Origin of the sequence: Streptomyces sp. NPDC052020 (genome assembly GCF_040680575.1) — a bacterium.
Taxonomy (GTDB): domain Bacteria; phylum Actinomycetota; class Actinomycetes; order Streptomycetales; family Streptomycetaceae; genus Streptomyces.
The window spans coordinates 18871-34438 of record NZ_JBFAWY010000040.1; the positions used below are offsets into that span (position 1 = coordinate 18871).

The following is a 15568-nucleotide window of genomic DNA, read 5'->3' on the forward strand; positions in this document are numbered from 1 at the left end:
ACGGTACCCATCAGACAATGTCGTCTCGCAGGGTGTCCCTCGAGGAAACGGAGAACACGCGTGACGCGCAGCGTGTACGTGACCGGTATCGACCGCGGCGACGGCCGCCAGGTCGTCGAGCTGGGGGTCATGGAACTCCTCACCCGGCAGGTCGACCGGGTCGGTGTGTTCCGTCCTCTCGTCCATGACGGGCCCGACCGCCTCTTCGAGCTGCTGCGCGCCCGGTACCGGCTGTCGCAGGACCCGGCGACCGTGTACGGCATGGACTACCAGCGGGCCTCCGCCCTCCAGGCCGAGCAGGGCACGGACGAGCTGGTGTCGGTCCTGGTGGACCGCTTCCACCTGGTGGCCCGCGACTACGACGTGGTGCTCGTCCTCGGCACCGACTTCGCCGGCACCCAGCTCCCCGACGAACTGTCCCTCAACGCCCGCCTCGCCAACGAGTTCGGCGCCTCCGTCATCCCGGTCGTCGGCGGCCGCAAGCAGACCGCCGAGTCGGTGCTCGCCGAGACCCGCAACGCCTTCCGCGCCTACGACGGGCTGGGCTGCGACGTCCTGGCCATGGTCGCCAACCGGGTCGCGCGCGAGGACCGGGACGAGATAGCCGGGCGGCTCGCCGAGCGACTGCCGGTGCCGTGCTGGGTACTGCCCGACGAGCCCGCCCTGTCCGCCCCGACGGTCGCGCAGATCGCCCACGCCCTCGGCGCCAAGGTCGTCCTCGGCGACGACTCGGGCCTGGCCCGCGACGCGCTGGACTTCGTCTTCGGCGGCGCGATGCTGCCGAACTTCCTGGGCGCCCTGACCCCCGGCTGCCTGGTCGTCACCCCCGGCGACCGCGCCGACCTGGTCGTCGGCTCGCTCGCCGCGCACAGCGCCGGCACCCCGCCGATAGCGGGGGTGCTGCTCACCCTGAACGAGGTTCCGGGCGACGACATCCTCACCCTGGCCGCCCGCCTCGCCCCCGGCACCCCGGTGCTGTCGGTGCCCGGCAACAGCTTCCCCACCGCCGAGCGCCTGTTCTCCCTGGAGGGCAAGCTGAACGCGGCCACGCCCCGCAAGGCGGAGACCGCGCTCGGCCTTTTCGAGCGGTACACCGACACCGCCGACCTCGTCCGCCGGGTCTCCGCGCCCAGCAGCGACCGGGTCACCCCGATGATGTTCGAGCACAAGCTGCTGGAGCAGGCCCGCTCCGACAAGCGCCGCGTCGTGCTGCCCGAGGGCACCGAGGAGCGCGTGCTGCACGCCGCCGAGGTGCTGCTGCGCCGGGGCGTGTGCGACCTGACCCTGCTCGGTCCGGTCGACCAGATCCGCAAGAAGGCCGCCGACCTCGGCATCGACCTCGGCGACTCCCAGCTGATCGACCCGGCCACCAGCGAGCTGCGCGACGGCTTCGCCGAGAAGTACGCCGCCTTGCGCGCCCACAAGGGCGTCACCGTGGAGCTGGCCTACGACGTCGTCTCCGACGTGAACTACTTCGGCACCCTGATGGTGCAGGAGGGCCTGGCCGACGGCATGGTCTCGGGCTCCGTGCACTCCACGGCCGCCACCATCCGGCCCTCCTTCGAGATCATCAAGACCAAGCCGGACGCGTCGATCGTCTCGTCCGTGTTCTTCATGTGCCTGGCCGACAAGGTGCTCGTCTACGGCGACTGCGCCGTGAACCCGGCCCCGAACGCCGAGCAGCTCGCCGACATCGCCATCCAGTCGGCCACCACCGCCGCGCGGTTCGGCGTGGAGCCGCGGATCGCGATGCTGTCGTACTCCACCGGCACCTCCGGCTCCGGCGCGGACGTGGACAAGGTGCGCGAGGCGACCGAGACCGTCCGCGCGCGCCGGCCCGATCTGAAGATCGAGGGCCCGATCCAGTACGACGCGGCCGTCGAGCCGACGGTCGCCGCGACCAAGCTGCCCGGCTCCGAGGTGGCCGGACAGGCCACCGTGCTGATCTTCCCCGACCTCAACACCGGCAACAACACCTACAAGGCCGTGCAGCGCTCGGCCGGCGCGATCGCCGTCGGCCCGGTCCTGCAAGGCCTGCGCAAGCCGGTCAACGACCTGTCCCGGGGCGCCCTCGTCCAGGACATCGTCAACACCGTCGCCATCACGGCGATCCAGGCCCAGCAGGCCCCCGCCCAGCAGTCCCCCAGCGAGAAGGCAACCGCCCAGTGAGCTCGACCCGCATCCTCGTCCTCAACTCCGGCTCCTCGTCGGTGAAGTACCAGCTCCTCGACATGCGCGACGAGCGCCGGCTGGCCGCGGGCCTCGTCGAGCGGATCGGCGAGCAGACCTCCCGGCTCAAGCACACCCCGCTGCACAGCGGCGGCGACAGCCGGGAGCGGACCGGCCCGATAGCCGACCACGAGGCCGCCCTGAAGGCGGTCGCCGAGGAGCTGGCCGCCGACGGCCTGGGGCTGGACTCGCCCGAGCTGGCCGCGATCGGGCACCGGGTGGTGCACGGCGGGAAGCACTTCACCGCGCCGACGGTCATCGACGACGCCGTCCTCACCGAGATCGAGCGGCTCATCCCGGTCGCCCCGCTGCACAACCCGGCCAACCTCACCGGCATCCGCACCGCCCGGGCCCTGCGTCCCGACCTGCCGCAGGTCGCCGTCTTCGACACCGCCTTCCACACGACGATGCCGGAGTCGGCCGCCCGCTACGCGATCGACGTCAAGACCGCCGACGAGCACCGCATCCGCCGCTACGGCTTCCACGGCACCTCGCACGCCTACGTCTCCCGGGCCACGGCGAAGCTGCTCGGCAAGGACCCGTCCGAGGTCAACGTGATCGTGCTGCACCTGGGCAACGGGGCGTCCGCCTCCGCCGTGCGGGGCGGGAAGTGCGTGGACACCTCCATGGGGCTCACCCCCTTGGAGGGCCTGGTGATGGGTACGCGGTCCGGGGACATGGACCCGGCCGTCATCTTCCATTTGATGCGGGTCGGCGGAATGTCCGCCGACGAGATCGACACGCTTCTCAACAAGAAGAGCGGCCTGATCGGCCTGTGCGGGGACAACGACATGCGGGAGATCCGCCGCCGTATCGACGAGGGTGACGAACAGGCGCGACTCGCCTTCGACATCTACATTCACCGTCTCAAGAAGTACATCGGCGCCTATTACGCCGTGCTCGGGCGGGTCGACGCGGTCGCCTTCACGGCCGGGGTCGGCGAGAACGCGGCGCCGGTGCGGGAGGCCGCCGTCGCGGGCCTGGAGGAGCTGGGCCTGGCGGTCGACGGCGAGCTGAACGCCGTACGCGCCGACGAGCCGCGGCTGATCTCGCCCGAGTACGCGCGGGTGGCGGTCGCCGTGGTGCCGACGGACGAGGAATTGGAGATCGCGACGCAGACCTACGCGCTGGTCGGAAAGAACAGCTGAGGAGGCAGAGGAATTCACGGGTGAGCACCCGCGCGCCCATTTGTATCTTCCGCCAGACGGAATATTCCGCAGCGAAACAAACCGATAGGATCGCCCCATGCGCCGTTCGAAAATCGTCTGTACTCTCGGCCCTGCGGTCGACTCCCACGAACAGCTCGTCGCGCTGATCGAGGCGGGCATGAACGTGGCCCGCTTCAACTTCAGCCACGGCTCCCACGCCGAGCACCAGGGGCGGTACGACCGCCTCCGTGCCGCCGCCAAGGAGGCCGGCCGTGCGGTCGGCGTCCTCGCCGACCTCCAGGGCCCCAAGATCCGGCTGGAGACCTTCGCCGAGGGCCCGGTGGAGCTGGTGCGCGGCGACGAGTTCACCATCACCACCGAGGACGTGCCGGGTGACAAGACGATCTGCGGCACCACCTACAAGGGGCTGCCCGGTGACGTGACCAAGGGCGACCAGATCCTCATCAACGACGGCAACGTCGAGCTGAAGGTCACCGAGGTCGCGGGCCACCAGGTGAAGACGATCGTCATCGAGGGCGGCGTCATCTCCGACCACAAGGGCATCAACCTGCCCGGCGCGGCCGTCAACGTCCCCGCCCTGTCCGAGAAGGACGTCGAGGACCTCCGCTTCGCGCTGCGCATGGGCTGCGACCTGGTCGCCCTGTCCTTCGTCCGCGACGCCAAGGACATCCAGGACGTGCACCGCGTCATGGACGAGGAGGGCCGCCGCGTCCCGGTCATCGCCAAGGTGGAGAAGCCGCAGGCGGTGGAGAACATGGAGGACGTCGTGATGGCGTTCGACGGTGTCATGGTCGCCCGCGGCGACCTGGCCGTCGAGTACCCCCTCGAGAAGGTCCCCATGGTGCAGAAGCGCCTGATCGAGCTGTGCCGGCGCAACGCCAAGCCGGTGATCGTCGCGACCCAGATGATGGAGTCGATGATCACCAACTCGCGTCCCACCCGCGCCGAGGCGTCCGACGTGGCCAACGCCATCCTGGACGGCGCCGACGCGGTCATGCTGTCGGCCGAGTCCAGCGTGGGCGCGTACCCGATAGAAACGGTCAAGACGATGTCGAAGATCGTCGCCGCGGCCGAGCAGGAGCTGCTCTCCAAGGGGCTCCAGCCGCTGGTGCCGGGCAAGAAGCCGCGCACGCAGGGCGGTTCGGTCGCCCGCGCGGCCTGCGAGATCGCCGACTTCCTCGGCGGCAAGGGCCTGGTGGCCTTCACCCAGTCCGGTGACACCGCCCGTCGCCTGTGCCGCTACCGCGCGGCCCAGCCGATCATCGCGTTCACCACCGACGAGTCCACCCGCAACCAGCTGACCCTCAGCTGGGGCGTGGAGCCGCACGTCGTGCCGTTCGTCAACAGCACCGACGAGATGGTCGACCTGGTGGACCAGGAGATGGTCAAGCTCGGCCGGTTCAGCGAGGGCGACGTCGTCGTGATCACGGCCGGTTCGCCGCCCGGCGTTCCCGGCACCACCAACATGGTCCGCGTCCACCACCTGGGCGAGGGCACCCGCGCCTGAGCCGAACGGCTCCCGGTACGGCACCGAGGGCGCCTCCTGCGATCGGCGGGGGGCGCCCTCGGCGTGGTGCGGTCCCGGACGGGCTTACCCGAGGTGCCTCAGTCGGTGATGTACTGGTGCAGCCCCGGAATGGTCAGGGTCCCGCCGAACTGGCCGGCCTGGGTGACCTTGACGTGGGTGAAGTAGATCAGCGGGATGTCCAGCGGCGGCGGGTCCTCCGGGGTGAAGGTGACCGGGAGCGCGCCGAGCAGGTTCCCGGAGATGCTCTCCGTGTACATGATCGTCTTGCCGTCGCGGATGGTGGACGTGGAGCCCTTGGCCGCCTGCACGTGGTAGGTCTTGCCGGTGCCCCGGTCCTTGACGATCTGGTGCAGGTCGCCGATGTCGGTGCCGCCGGATATGACGTACTTCAGCACCCTCTTGGTCGTGCCGCTCGCCGTCCTCACCTCGACGATGCCCTGGTAGTCGGCGCCCTTCAGCAGCAGCGAGCTGGCCTCCAGGTACCACGGGTCGTCCGGCACCAGGAGGGCGTTGTCGACACCGCCCTCGGCGTCGGTGGCGATCGGGCAGTCCTCGGGGTCCGCCGAGGCGCTCGCCGACGGGCTGGGGGCGGGCGAGGCGGTGGCGTCCCCGGCCGCCGCCCTCTCCAGTGCCTCCCTCACGGCTTCCGTGGCCTCTTCGGGCGCTTTCCCAGCGGTTTCCCCGGTGCTTGCGGGTGCCTCGCCGTCCGTCTCCGCCTCTTCCTGCGCGGCGCCGTCCGAGGGGTTCTGCACCGGCTCCCGCCCTGCGTCGGGCGTGTCCGGCGCCGCGGTCCCGGAGGCCGACGCCGACGGGGACGGCGTGGGGGTGGGGACGGGCGAGGAGTCGCCGCCGGTGAAGACGCCCTTGATGGCTTCGCCGATGTCCTCCAGCACGCCGCCTCGCTCGGGGTCCGGCGGGGCCGCGGCACCACCGGCCGCAGACCCGCTCGGGGACGGGGACGGCGAGGACTCACCGGCCCGGCTCTCCCGCCCGGCGGCCCCGGCCTCGTCGTCGGAACCTGAATCCGGCGAAGAGGACGGCGAGGGCGAGGCGGACGGGTCGGCACCCGGGGCGCCGGAGGGTGAAGGCGCCGGCTTTGCGCCCCCGTCCCCCTGACCGTCCCCGGCGTCTTCCGTCGCCGACGCGGAGGCGGAGGCGGAGGCGGAGGGTGAGGGGGCCGGGTCCGTCGGGCCGTCCTGCTTGCCGCCTTTCTCCAGGGCGGCCACGCAGGCTTCGTACTCTTCGGCCGTCAGGCTGTTCGAGGCCGAGGGCGAGGGGCTGTCGGCGAGGGCCAGCGTCGGCGTGAACCCCATCCCCATGAGGACCGCCGTGGGCATCGCCGCCAGGGCTATCGCGCGGCCGGCCGGCATGTGAAACCTGGTCAGCAGTGGCTTCTTGGGCGCCGCGTGCCGGGGTCCGGTTCTCGTCTGCTCCGGCACCGCCGCACCGTGCTCCCGGACCTCGTCAGCCGACACGGTGCCCCCCGTCGCGGTCCTGGGCCCCGGTACCGTTCGTCCCCCCGTCGGCGGTGTCGTACGGCGGCTGCGGCAGGCCGGGCGCGGTGCGACCACCCTGGGGAATCCCGGGCGCGACGCCCCCTCCGCCGGGGACGGTGTCCGGCTGTCCGCTTCGGGCCGGCTCCGGCCTGCCCGGCGCCCAGGAGACGGCGAGCGCGCCGCCGACCAGCGCCAGCAGGAAGCCGACCAGGAAGCCGCCGATGTTGGAGATCACCAGCGACACCAGGGCGAGGACGATCGCGGCGACACCCGCGAAGATGCGCGTGGCCGCCTGGAACCACATCGTCAGCCCGAGCGTGATCAGCAGCACGCCGATGATCAGTGAACCGGCACCGGCCGTGGTCGACATGGTGATCGACATGGTGCCCAACTGGAGCGTGGCGTAGGGGAAGTAGGCGATCGGCACCCCGCCGAGCAGGGTGAACAGACCTGCCCAGAACGGCCGGCTGCCCCGCCAGTCACGGAACCGCAGACGCAGCCGGGCGAAGTTCCCGGCGCTCTGGACCGGAGTCTCGGCACTCATGGATAACAGCTCCCTGGGTCCGGTGGACGTACATACCGGCTCGGCCGTAGGCGTGGAGAAGCCGGAAGGTGCGAGTGGGGGGAAGATGCCCGGCATCGGTGGACCGGGCGGGGACCCGGGGGCGGGAGAACTCCTGTTTCCCCGCCCCCTTGGGACGGCTCGGCCGCCCCCGGGCCCCCTGTGGCAGCAGCCGTCAGTAGCACTCCATCTTGGGGTCCGTACCGAGGCGCATCTTCAGGCCGTTGAGCTTGAAGCTGCCGGCCGTGGTCGCCCAGGCCGTCTGCTCGACTCCGTAGAGGTCGGCCTCGTCGGCCTGCTGGGCGAAGCCGCCCGGCAGCACGCTCTTGTCCTTGACGTCCGGACCCTTGGACTGGTCCTGCACCGCCACACCGATGTCGATGTTCTTGAACTCGGCGTCGGCGTCGAGCTGGGCGACGTCGATGTAGAGGTTGGTCGCCTCGACCTTCCGCTTCTCGTTCGGCCCCGCGTCCAGACGGAGGTAGATCGTCTTCCCGATGAGGGGGAGCTCCGTCTTGACCGACTGGCACATCTTGGTGATCTGGGCACTCTTGAACGAAGAGATCGCGACCGGGTGCCTGGTCGTCTCCTTGCCGTCGGTCGTGGTGTAACCGATGTCTATCCCGCCGTACTGGGCGAAACCCTCACCGTGCAGGTGACCGGCCGTCACCTTGAACTGCTGGCCGGAGACGGCGAACGACGCCGCGAGCGCGCCCTGCGCCAGGCCGATGCCCACACACGCCGTGGCGGCCACACTGGGCACCATCACCACCGCGAACCGCTTCCATCTGGTCCCGCCACGCACCTGGGACTCCATATTTCCTCCTTCTCGGACGTACATCTCCTGGCCCCGGTCGGCCCCCCAGTCGGCGACTCGGCCGGGCAGGGATGGGAGAAGTGCTACGTCCTCGGGAAGGGGAGCGCCCGCGCTCGGCGGCGCGCACAACGCGCCCGAATCACCGGCGATCACCCCCGAGCGACAACCACTGGTCGCGCCTGACACACATCACGCACAACCTTGCTGGACAGGCTTCGCCGGGTGAGCGAAGACCCCCCTGCCCAAGAGCCGGCGCCACTGCCGCCGGCCCTGCTCGGTGGGGACCCAGGAAGTCCCGCGACCCGATTGGCTGTCGGGGTACGGGAATGGACCGAGCGTCGCCGATCGTTGTGCATTCTCGCCGCAGGCACAAGGGGGTTCGTTACTGGCTAGTAACGGGCGGATAACCGATGCACGACACACAGGTCCCACCCGGCGACGCAGGGTGTCACCTGACGCGGGGACAATTCACCGATTCCGGACGGAATCCGGCAGAACACCGCCACTGACTTACTGGCAGTAACAGCGGCCGCGATTGCCAAGATTTGGCAAAGCGCGGCCGCACTGGCACTTTATGACACCACCGTCACCCGGGGATCACTCGCCCGGGTGACATGGGAGCGAGCCCGCGGAAGAGGGCTCGCGTCTCGCTCAGAACAGGGCGCGCGCCAGCGCCCTGCGCGCCGCGATCACCCGCGGATCCTCGGCGCCGACCACCTCGAACAGTTCGAGCAGCCGCACGCGTACGGCGTTCCGGTCGTCGCCGGACGTGCGCCGCACCGTGTCGATGAGGCGCCCGAAGGCGTCCTCCACGTGCCCGCCCGCGAGGTCGAGGTCGGCGGCGGCGGTCTGCGCCTGCACGTCACCGGGCTTCTCGGCGGCCTCCTTGCGCACCAGCTGCGGGTCCAGGCCCTGCACCCGCTGGAGCAACTCGGCCTGGGCGAGACCGAGTTTGGCCTCCATGTTGCCCGGGTCGTCGCTCAGCACGTTCTTGTACGCCTGGATGGCGCCGCCCAGGTCGCCCGCGTCCAGGGCTCGCACGGCGGCCTCCAGCGCGGCGTCGTGCGGGCCGGCGGGACGCGCGGGGGCGGCGGCCGGGGCACCGCCCGGCTCGGCCTCCGGGTCGACGGTGAGGCCGGTCAGGCCGAAGCGCTCCTCGGCGACCTGCACCAGCTGGTCCAGGGTCTGCCGGATCTGCGCCTCGCCGGCGGCGCCCTGGAAGAGCGGCAGCGCCTGGCCGGCGACCACCGCGAACACGGCCGGGATTCCCTGGACGCCGAACTGCTGCATCAGCAGCTGGTTGGCGTCGACGTCGATCTTGGCGAGGAGGAAGCGCCCGTTGTACTCGACGGCGAGCCGCTCCAGGACGGGGCTGAGCTGCTTGCAGGGCTGACACCACTCGGCCCAGAAGTCGATGACGACCGGGACCTCGGTGGACCGCTGGAGGACGTCGCGTTCGAAGCCGGCCTCGTCGACGTCGATGACGAGATCGGCCGGGGAGACGGCTCCCGTGCCGCCGCCCTGCCGGGCCGCTTGGGCGCGCGCCTGCTCCGCCTTCGCCTTGGCCTCCTGGGCCGCCTTCACCGCGGCGAGGTCGACGACTCCGCTCATGGACATGTTCCGTGGCTGCATGCGTCTATCCTCCCCCGTCCGGCCGCGTCTGTGAAAAACGATGGAAAAGCGGGACCCCTGAGGGGTCATTGGGCGCCGGGTCCCCACCCCACGCCCGTGGTCGTCGCTCGCGCGCGCCCCGGTCGGACGGGTGCGCCGCTCACGGCAGCTTTCGCTACGAGACGTAGCGTAATACCGGACGGGCCCGGCGGGGCGTCGCGCCCCGGTGATCTCTCTCACGGCCGCGCGGGCCGTGCCCGTTATGGTCGTGGGATGCAGTCCCGCTCCCCCACCGGCCGCGCCGGCCGTGCCGGGCGCCCGCGCAGCGCCGCGGCCGACGCCGCGATCCTGGCGGCGACGCGGGCGGCCCTGGTCGAGCTGGGCTGGTCGAAGCTCACCCTGCAAGACGTGGCCGCGCGCGCCGGGGTTGCGAAGACGACGCTCTATCGCCGCTGGCCGGGCAAGAACGAACTGGTGGTCGACGCGGTGGCGGAGCTCTTCGACGAGCTCGAACTGCCCGACCGGGGCTCCCTGGCCGCCGATATCGAGGGGGTCGTCCTCCAGTTCGCGGCGATCCTGGACCGCCCGGAGGCCCGCAGCGGCCTGATGGCCGTGGTGGCGGAGGCGACCCGCGACGACGCCCTGCGCGCGCGTATCCGCGCCCTCATCGTCGACCGGCAGAAGCGCCTGGTGCGGGAGGGCCGGACGCGGGCCCAGCGGCGCGGGGAACTCCCCGCCGAACGGGACGCGCGGCAGGCCGCCCGCGCCGTGGACCTGATCTACGACATGGTGGCCGGCGCGGTGGTCCACCGCACCCTGGTGAGCGCGGAGCCGGCCGACGAGGACTGGGCACGGGGCTTCACCCGCGTCCTGCTGCGCGGCCTCTCCGACACCGCGGGACGCGGCGCCGCCGGAGGGCACGGCGACACCGCGGGGCGCGGCGACCGGCGATGACCGGGGCGCCGCCCGGCCGGCCGCCGGCGGCCCCCGGGGGGCCCGCCCCCGGCGCTCCGGCCGCGCCCGCCCCGCCGGCGTCCGGGCCGTGCGCCCGGGTGCCGGCCGGAGGGACGGTCCCTAGAAGCCCGCTGGTTCGGTGTAGACGCCCCACTCCTCCCTCAGCGCGCCGCAGATCTCGCCGAGCGTCGCCTCCGCCCGTACGGCTCGGAGCATCGGCTCGATCATGTTGGCGCCGGAGCGCGCGGCCTCGACCATGCCGTCGAGGGCGGAGCGCACCGCGGCGTCGTCGCGGGCGGCCTTGCGCTCGCGCAGCACCCGCACCTGCTCCCGCTCCACCTCGTGGCTGACCCGCAGGATCTCCAGGTCCCCGGTGACGGATCCGGTGTGGACGTTGACGCCCACCACCTTCTTGTCGCCCTTCTCCAGGGCCTGCTGGTACCGGAACGCCGACTCGGCGATCTCCCCGGTGAACCAGCCGTCCTCGATGCCCCGCAGGATCCCCGACGTCATCGGCCCGATCGGGTGCCGCCCGTCGGGGTGGGCCCGCAGGCCCCGCTCCCTGATCCGCTCGAAGACCTTCTCCGCGTCCGCCTCGATCCGGTCGGTGAGCTGCTCGACGTACCAGGAACCGCCGAGGGGGTCGGCGACGTTGGCCACGCCGGTCTCCTCCATCAGCACCTGCTGGGTGCGCAGGGCGATCTCGGCGGCCTGCTCGCTGGGCAGGGCGAGGGTCTCGTCCAGGGCGTTGGTGTGCAGCGAGTTGGTCCCGCCGAGCACGGCGGCCAGCGCCTCCACGGCGGTGCGCACCACGTTGTTGTACGGCTGCTGCGCGGTCAGCGAGACACCGGCGGTCTGCGTGTGGAACCGCAGCCACTGGGCCTTCTCGCTCTTCGCCCCGTACACGTCCCGCATCCAGCGGGCCCAGATCCTGCGCGCCGCGCGGAACTTGGCGATCTCCTCGAAGAAGTCGACGTGCGCGTCGAAGAAGAAGGACAGCCCCGGGGCGAAGACGTCCACGTCGAGCCCGCGGCTGAGGCCCAGCTCCACGTACCCGAAGCCGTCCGCGAGGGTGTACGCCAGCTCCTGCGCGGCCGTCGCCCCGGCCTCCCGGATGTGGTAGCCGGAGACCGACAGCGGCTTGTAGGCGGGGATGCCGGCCGCGCAGTACTCCATGAGGTCGCCGATCAGGCGCAGATGCGGCTCGGGCTGGAAGAGCCACTCCTTCTGGGCGATGTACTCCTTGAAGATGTCGGTCTGCAGCGTGCCGTTCAGCACGGAGTGCGCGACGCCCTGCCGCTCGGCGGCGACCAGGTACATGCAGAAGACGGGGACGGCCGGGCCGCTGATCGTCATCGAGGTGGTCACGTCCCCCAGGGGGATGTCCCGGAACAGGACCTCCATGTCGGCCGCCGAGTCGATCGCGACGCCGCAGTGCCCGACCTCGCCCAGCGAGCGCGGGTCGTCGGAGTCGCGGCCCATCAGCGTCGGCATGTCGAACGCGACGGACAGGCCCCCGCCGCCCGCGGCGAGGATCATCTTGTACCGCTCGTTGGTCTGCTCGGCGTTGCCGAAGCCGGCGAACTGCCGGATGGTCCAGGTCCGCCCCCGGTACCCGGTCGCGTACAGACCGCGGGTGAAGGGGTACTCCCCCGGCCACCCGATCCGCTCGAACCCCTCGTACGTGTCCCCGGGCCGGGGCCCGTAGACCGGCTCGACGGGATCACCGGAGAGCGTGGTGAAGTCGCCCTCGCGCTTGCGCGCGGCGTCGTACCGGGCCTGCCAGCGGCGGCGGCCCTCCTCTATGGCGTCAGCGTCCATACCCTCGAATTTACTAGGACGTCCTAGTAAAAGTCGATGGCAGACCGCCGTACGAGTGTCCGTACGGCGGTTCTGGTTACGCCTTGGCGACCGCCGGGGCGTCCTGGGCGGACCGGGTCTCCAGCTCCTGGCTGATCCGGCGCTCCACGAAGAAGGCGGCCGTCGGGATGGTGCCGGCGATCAGCACCCACAGCTGCTTGCCGACCTTCCACTTGGCCTTGGCGCCCAGATCGAAGGCGAAGATCAGGTAGACGACGTAGAGCCAGCCGTGCGCGATGGCGACGACGCGGGTGAAGCCGTCGGCGCCGTCCATCTGCAGCGCATATTTGGCGATCATGCCGAGGCACAGCAGGACCAGCAGCACGCCGGTGACGTACGCCATGACCCGGTAGCGGGTCAGCACGCTCTTTTTCATGCGACCGAGCCTAACCGCCCGATTCACGTGATCTTCCGCCGGGTTGGGTGACGGCCGCCTCCGTCACTCTTCCGTGAAATCCCCCGCCGCCACCCGCAGCGGACGGAGCATGGCGAAGATCTCCGCGCACTCCTCGGCGTCGTACACGCCGAGGCCGAAGTCCATGGCCATCAGGTCGCGGGTGGCCGCGTCGACCACCTCGCGGCCCTTGTCGGTGATGGTGGCGAGGGTGCCGCGGCCGTCGTTGGGGTTGGGGCGCTTGGCCACCAGCCCCGACTTCACCAGGCGGTCGACGGTGTTCGTGACCGAGGTGGGGTGCACCATCAGGCGCTCACCGATCTTGGACATCGGCAGCTCGCCGGACTTGGAGAAGGTGAGCAGCACCAGCGCCTCGTAGCGCGCGAACGTCAGTCCGTACGGCTTGACCACCGCGTCGACCTCGGCCAGCAGGATCTGGTGCGCGCGCATGATGGAGGTGATCGCCGCCATGGACGGCACACTGCCCCAGCGCTGCTTCCAGAGTTCGTCGGCGCGGGCGATGGGATCGAACGAGAGACTGAGGGGCTTCGGCACGGCATCAGACCATACCGGCCGGTCATATGGCGGGGAGCCTCGTCTCGCTTTTCGGGCGGGATGCCCGCGGCGTCCGCGCCGGCTCCCGTGGGGCGCGCGCGGCGCCCGCCCACGGGGGCGGGGCTCCCGCGGGGCCGTCGGGCGCAGGGCCCTCGGCCGGGGGCACATATGTGCCCCCGGTGCCCGACCGGCCCGGGAGGTGCCCCGGGCCGGCACGGGTGGCGCGGGCGGCGCCGGCCGGGCGCCGCCCCGTCCGCGGTCGCTCCCGCGCCGGCTACCCGGCCAGGTGGCGTTCCACCGTCTCCACCTTGGACGTCAGTCCGTCCGTCACGCCGGGGCGGATGTCGGCCTTGAGGACCAGCGAGACCCGCGGCGCGCGCGCCTCGACCGCGGCGACGGCGCGCTTGACCACGTCCATCACCTCGTCCCACTCGCCCTCGACGGACGTGAACATCGCGTCGGTGCGGTGGGGCAGGCCGGACTCGCGGACCACGCGGACCGCGTCGGCGACGTACTCCCCCACGTCCTCGCCGACGCCCAGCGGCGTCACGGAGAAGGCGACGATCATGCGTTGAGGACCCCTTCCTTGCGGGCGCGGGAGGCGATGACCGCGTCCTCGGCCTCCCGGCGCAGCCTGCGGTCGGCGAAGAAACCGCCGGTGGGCAGCACCGAGAGGACGAAGTAGAGGGCGGCGGTCTTCAGCGGCCACTTGGCCCGGTTCCAGGCGTCCGCCCAGAAGATCACGTACAGGACGAAGAGGACGCCGTGGATCATGCCCATCACGGGGACGGCGTTGAAGTCCGTGGTCCGCTTCAGTACCGAGCAGACCAGCAGGAGGAGGAAGGAGATCGCCTCGGGGGCCGAGACCAGACGGAGGCGGCGGAGGGCGGTGGCGGTCTTGAGGTCCACGGGTCACCTTCGGTGGGAGACGGTCTGAAGTGTCGGTGCGGTTTGTGAACACGCGCACAAGCGCCGGTCCATTGTGGCAAACCGCGGCGCGGCGGCGGGGAGGGGGGCCGCTCCCCCGAAGGGAGCAGTCAGGGTCCTTCCAGGGGAGCGGCCCCTGTCGGCGCCCCCCGCCGGCGGCTACCGTCGCTGGCGTGGCGATGTTCCGACTTCAGAGCAGCAAGGTGCTCGCCGTCGAGATGACCGGGGACGCCGTGAAGGCGAAGAACGGCTCGATGGTCGCGTACGACGGTGAGATGGCCTTCAAGAAGCTGAGTGGTGGCGGGGAGGGCGTCCGGGGGATGGTCACCCGGCGGCTCACGGGCGAGCAGATGACGATGATGGAGGTGAAGGGGCACGGGACCTGCTGGTTCGCGGACCGCGCCTCGGAGATCAACCTGGTGAGCCTCCAGGGGGACAAGCTGTACGTCGAGTCGAGCAACCTGCTGGCCGCGGCCGCCTCGCTGCGGACGGGGACCGGCTTCACGGGGATGCGCGGTGCCTCGCAGGGCAACGGGCTGTTCACGACGACCGTCGAGGGGCACGGGCAGGCGGCGCTGATGTCGGACGGCCCGGCCGTGGTGCTGCGCGTCAGTCCGCAGTACCCGCTGACCGTCGACCCGGGGGCGTATGTGGCGCACCAGGGGAATCTGCGGCAGTCCTTCCAGTCGGGCGCGACGTTCCGCACCCTCCTGGGAGAGGGCGGCGGGGAGGCCTTCCAGATCCGGTTCGAGGGGGACGGGCTGGTCTACGTGCAGCCGAGCGAGCGGAACACGATCGCGGGGGATGTGTGAGATGACCTTCCGGGAGATCAACCCAAAGATGGTCGAGGCGACGGTGGCGCCCGGGCAGCGGCTGTTCAGCCAGCGCGGCGCGATGCTCGCCTACCGGGGAGACGTGTCCTTCACGCCCAGCGTGACCGGCGGGCAGGGCGGGGTGATGTCGATGATCGGACGCCGGGTCGCCGACGAGGACACCCCGCTGATGACCGTCGAGGGCAGCGGCACCGTGCTGTTCGGGCACGGCGGTCACCATGTGCACGTCATCCACCTCTCCGGTGACACCCTGTACGTCGAGGCGGACCGGCTGCTGGCCTTCGAGGGCACCCTGGAGCAGCGGACGGTGTTCCTGGGCTCGCAGGGCGGGGTCATGGGCATGGTGCGGGGGCAGGTCAGCGGGCAGGGGCTGTTCACCACCGCGCTCACCGGGCACGGAGCGGTGGCCGTGATGGCCCACGGGGGCGTGTTCGAGATCCCGGTCACCCCGCAGCGGCCGGTCCATGTGGACCCGCAGGCGTACGTCGCCCACCACGGTGACGTACGCAACAAGCTGTCCACGGCGCTGGGCTGGCGCGACATGGTGGGCCGTGGCTCCGGAGAGGCGTTCCAGCTGGAGCTGAGCGGCAGCGGCGCGGTCTACGTCCAGGCCTCGGAGGAGAAGCTGTGAAC

General features: G+C 71.3%; 15 protein-coding genes. 6 read left to right on the forward strand and 9 right to left on the reverse strand.

Annotation, left to right across the window (positions count from 1 at the left end; translation table 11 throughout):
* The first annotated feature begins 60 nt into the window (after positions 1–60).
* From pta to pyk, 3 genes are all read left to right on the forward strand, one after another.
* Positions 61–2169, forward strand: a complete 2109-nt coding sequence (pta, locus tag AB0L74_RS29500) for a phosphate acetyltransferase (RefSeq protein WP_365658897.1) — start codon at positions 61–63, stop codon at positions 2167–2169.
* On the forward strand, positions 2166–3377 hold the full coding sequence (locus tag AB0L74_RS29505) for an acetate kinase (RefSeq protein ID WP_365658900.1): 1212 nt from the start codon (positions 2166–2168) through the stop codon (positions 3375–3377). The genes pta and AB0L74_RS29505 overlap by 4 nt, the downstream gene beginning before the upstream one ends.
* 97 nt (positions 3378–3474) lie before the next feature.
* Complete coding sequence (gene pyk, locus AB0L74_RS29510) at positions 3475–4905, forward strand: pyruvate kinase (protein WP_365658903.1); 1431 nt, start codon at positions 3475–3477, stop codon at positions 4903–4905.
* Between the two features lie 98 nt (positions 4906–5003).
* Here pyk and AB0L74_RS29515 read toward each other — a convergent pair whose 3' ends face one another.
* The 4 genes from AB0L74_RS29515 to AB0L74_RS29530 form a co-directional block, all read right to left on the reverse strand.
* The gene (locus AB0L74_RS29515) at positions 5004–6296 is read right to left on the reverse strand and encodes a hypothetical protein (protein ID WP_365658906.1); all 1293 of its coding nucleotides are present in this window, start codon (positions 6294–6296) and stop codon (positions 5004–5006) included.
* A gap of 94 nt (positions 6297–6390) precedes the next feature.
* Positions 6391–6966: a DUF6114 domain-containing protein gene (locus AB0L74_RS29520; RefSeq protein WP_365658910.1), complete on the reverse strand. Its 576-nt coding sequence runs from the start codon at positions 6964–6966 to the stop codon at positions 6391–6393.
* Between the two features lie 193 nt (positions 6967–7159).
* Positions 7160–7801: a DUF6230 family protein gene (locus AB0L74_RS29525; RefSeq protein WP_365658913.1), complete on the reverse strand. Its 642-nt coding sequence runs from the start codon at positions 7799–7801 to the stop codon at positions 7160–7162.
* 651 nt (positions 7802–8452) lie between these two features.
* Positions 8453–9433: a tetratricopeptide repeat protein gene (locus AB0L74_RS29530; protein WP_365658916.1), complete on the reverse strand. Its 981-nt coding sequence runs from the start codon at positions 9431–9433 to the stop codon at positions 8453–8455.
* A 252-nt stretch (positions 9434–9685) separates the two neighbouring features.
* On the opposite strand from AB0L74_RS29530, the gene AB0L74_RS29535 reads away from it, so the two are divergent.
* The gene (locus AB0L74_RS29535) at positions 9686–10366 is read left to right on the forward strand and encodes a TetR/AcrR family transcriptional regulator (RefSeq protein ID WP_365658919.1); all 681 of its coding nucleotides are present in this window, start codon (positions 9686–9688) and stop codon (positions 10364–10366) included.
* Positions 10367–10486: 120 nt separating this feature from the next.
* Here AB0L74_RS29535 and AB0L74_RS29540 read toward each other — a convergent pair whose 3' ends face one another.
* The 5 genes from AB0L74_RS29540 to AB0L74_RS29560 form a co-directional block, all read right to left on the reverse strand.
* On the reverse strand, positions 10487–12187 hold the full coding sequence (locus AB0L74_RS29540; RefSeq protein ID WP_365658921.1) for a methylmalonyl-CoA mutase family protein: 1701 nt from the start codon (positions 12185–12187) through the stop codon (positions 10487–10489).
* A 76-nt stretch (positions 12188–12263) separates the two neighbouring features.
* Positions 12264–12602, reverse strand: coding sequence for a DUF3817 domain-containing protein (locus tag AB0L74_RS29545; protein WP_365658923.1), 339 nt, complete (start codon positions 12600–12602; stop codon positions 12264–12266).
* 63 nt (positions 12603–12665) lie between these two features.
* Positions 12666–13175 (reverse strand): MarR family transcriptional regulator, encoded by a 510-nt coding sequence (locus AB0L74_RS29550; RefSeq protein WP_365658926.1) that lies wholly within the window; start codon positions 13173–13175, stop codon positions 12666–12668.
* Positions 13176–13449: 274 nt separating this feature from the next.
* Positions 13450–13743 carry an MTH1187 family thiamine-binding protein gene (locus AB0L74_RS29555; RefSeq protein WP_365658929.1) on the reverse strand — a complete coding sequence of 98 codons (294 nt, stop codon included), beginning with the start codon at positions 13741–13743 and terminating at the stop codon, positions 13450–13452.
* On the reverse strand, positions 13740–14084 hold the full coding sequence (locus AB0L74_RS29560) for a DUF3817 domain-containing protein (protein WP_365658932.1): 345 nt from the start codon (positions 14082–14084) through the stop codon (positions 13740–13742). The genes AB0L74_RS29555 and AB0L74_RS29560 overlap by 4 nt, the downstream gene beginning before the upstream one ends.
* A gap of 197 nt (positions 14085–14281) precedes the next feature.
* Between AB0L74_RS29560 and AB0L74_RS29565 the strand changes: the two genes are divergently transcribed.
* Complete coding sequence (locus AB0L74_RS29565) at positions 14282–14914, forward strand: AIM24 family protein (protein WP_365659015.1); 633 nt, start codon at positions 14282–14284, stop codon at positions 14912–14914.
* 1 nt (position 14915) lies between these two features.
* On the forward strand, positions 14916–15566 hold the full coding sequence (locus AB0L74_RS29570; RefSeq protein ID WP_365659022.1) for an AIM24 family protein: 651 nt from the start codon (positions 14916–14918) through the stop codon (positions 15564–15566).
* Positions 15567–15568 lie beyond the last annotated feature (2 nt).

Coding starts and splice junctions, on each gene's coding strand:
- AB0L74_RS29570 (WP_365659022.1), top strand. CDS start 14,916: ATGACCTTCCGGGAGATCAACCCAAAGATGGTCGAGGCGACGGTGGCG.
- AB0L74_RS29525 (WP_365658913.1), bottom strand. CDS start 7,801: ATGGAGTCCCAGGTGCGTGGCGGGACCAGATGGAAGCGGTTCGCGGTG.
- AB0L74_RS29545 (WP_365658923.1), bottom strand. CDS start 12,602: ATGAAAAAGAGCGTGCTGACCCGCTACCGGGTCATGGCGTACGTCACC.
- AB0L74_RS29520 (WP_365658910.1), bottom strand. CDS start 6,966: ATGAGTGCCGAGACTCCGGTCCAGAGCGCCGGGAACTTCGCCCGGCTG.
- AB0L74_RS29530 (WP_365658916.1), bottom strand. CDS start 9,433: ATGCAGCCACGGAACATGTCCATGAGCGGAGTCGTCGACCTCGCCGCG.
- pyk (WP_365658903.1), top strand. CDS start 3,475: ATGCGCCGTTCGAAAATCGTCTGTACTCTCGGCCCTGCGGTCGACTCC.
- AB0L74_RS29540 (WP_365658921.1), bottom strand. CDS start 12,187: ATGGACGCTGACGCCATAGAGGAGGGCCGCCGCCGCTGGCAGGCCCGG.
- AB0L74_RS29535 (WP_365658919.1), top strand. CDS start 9,686: ATGCAGTCCCGCTCCCCCACCGGCCGCGCCGGCCGTGCCGGGCGCCCG.
- AB0L74_RS29555 (WP_365658929.1), bottom strand. CDS start 13,743: ATGATCGTCGCCTTCTCCGTGACGCCGCTGGGCGTCGGCGAGGACGTG.
- AB0L74_RS29565 (WP_365659015.1), top strand. CDS start 14,282: ATGTTCCGACTTCAGAGCAGCAAGGTGCTCGCCGTCGAGATGACCGGG.
- AB0L74_RS29515 (WP_365658906.1), bottom strand. CDS start 6,296: ATGCCGGCCGGCCGCGCGATAGCCCTGGCGGCGATGCCCACGGCGGTC.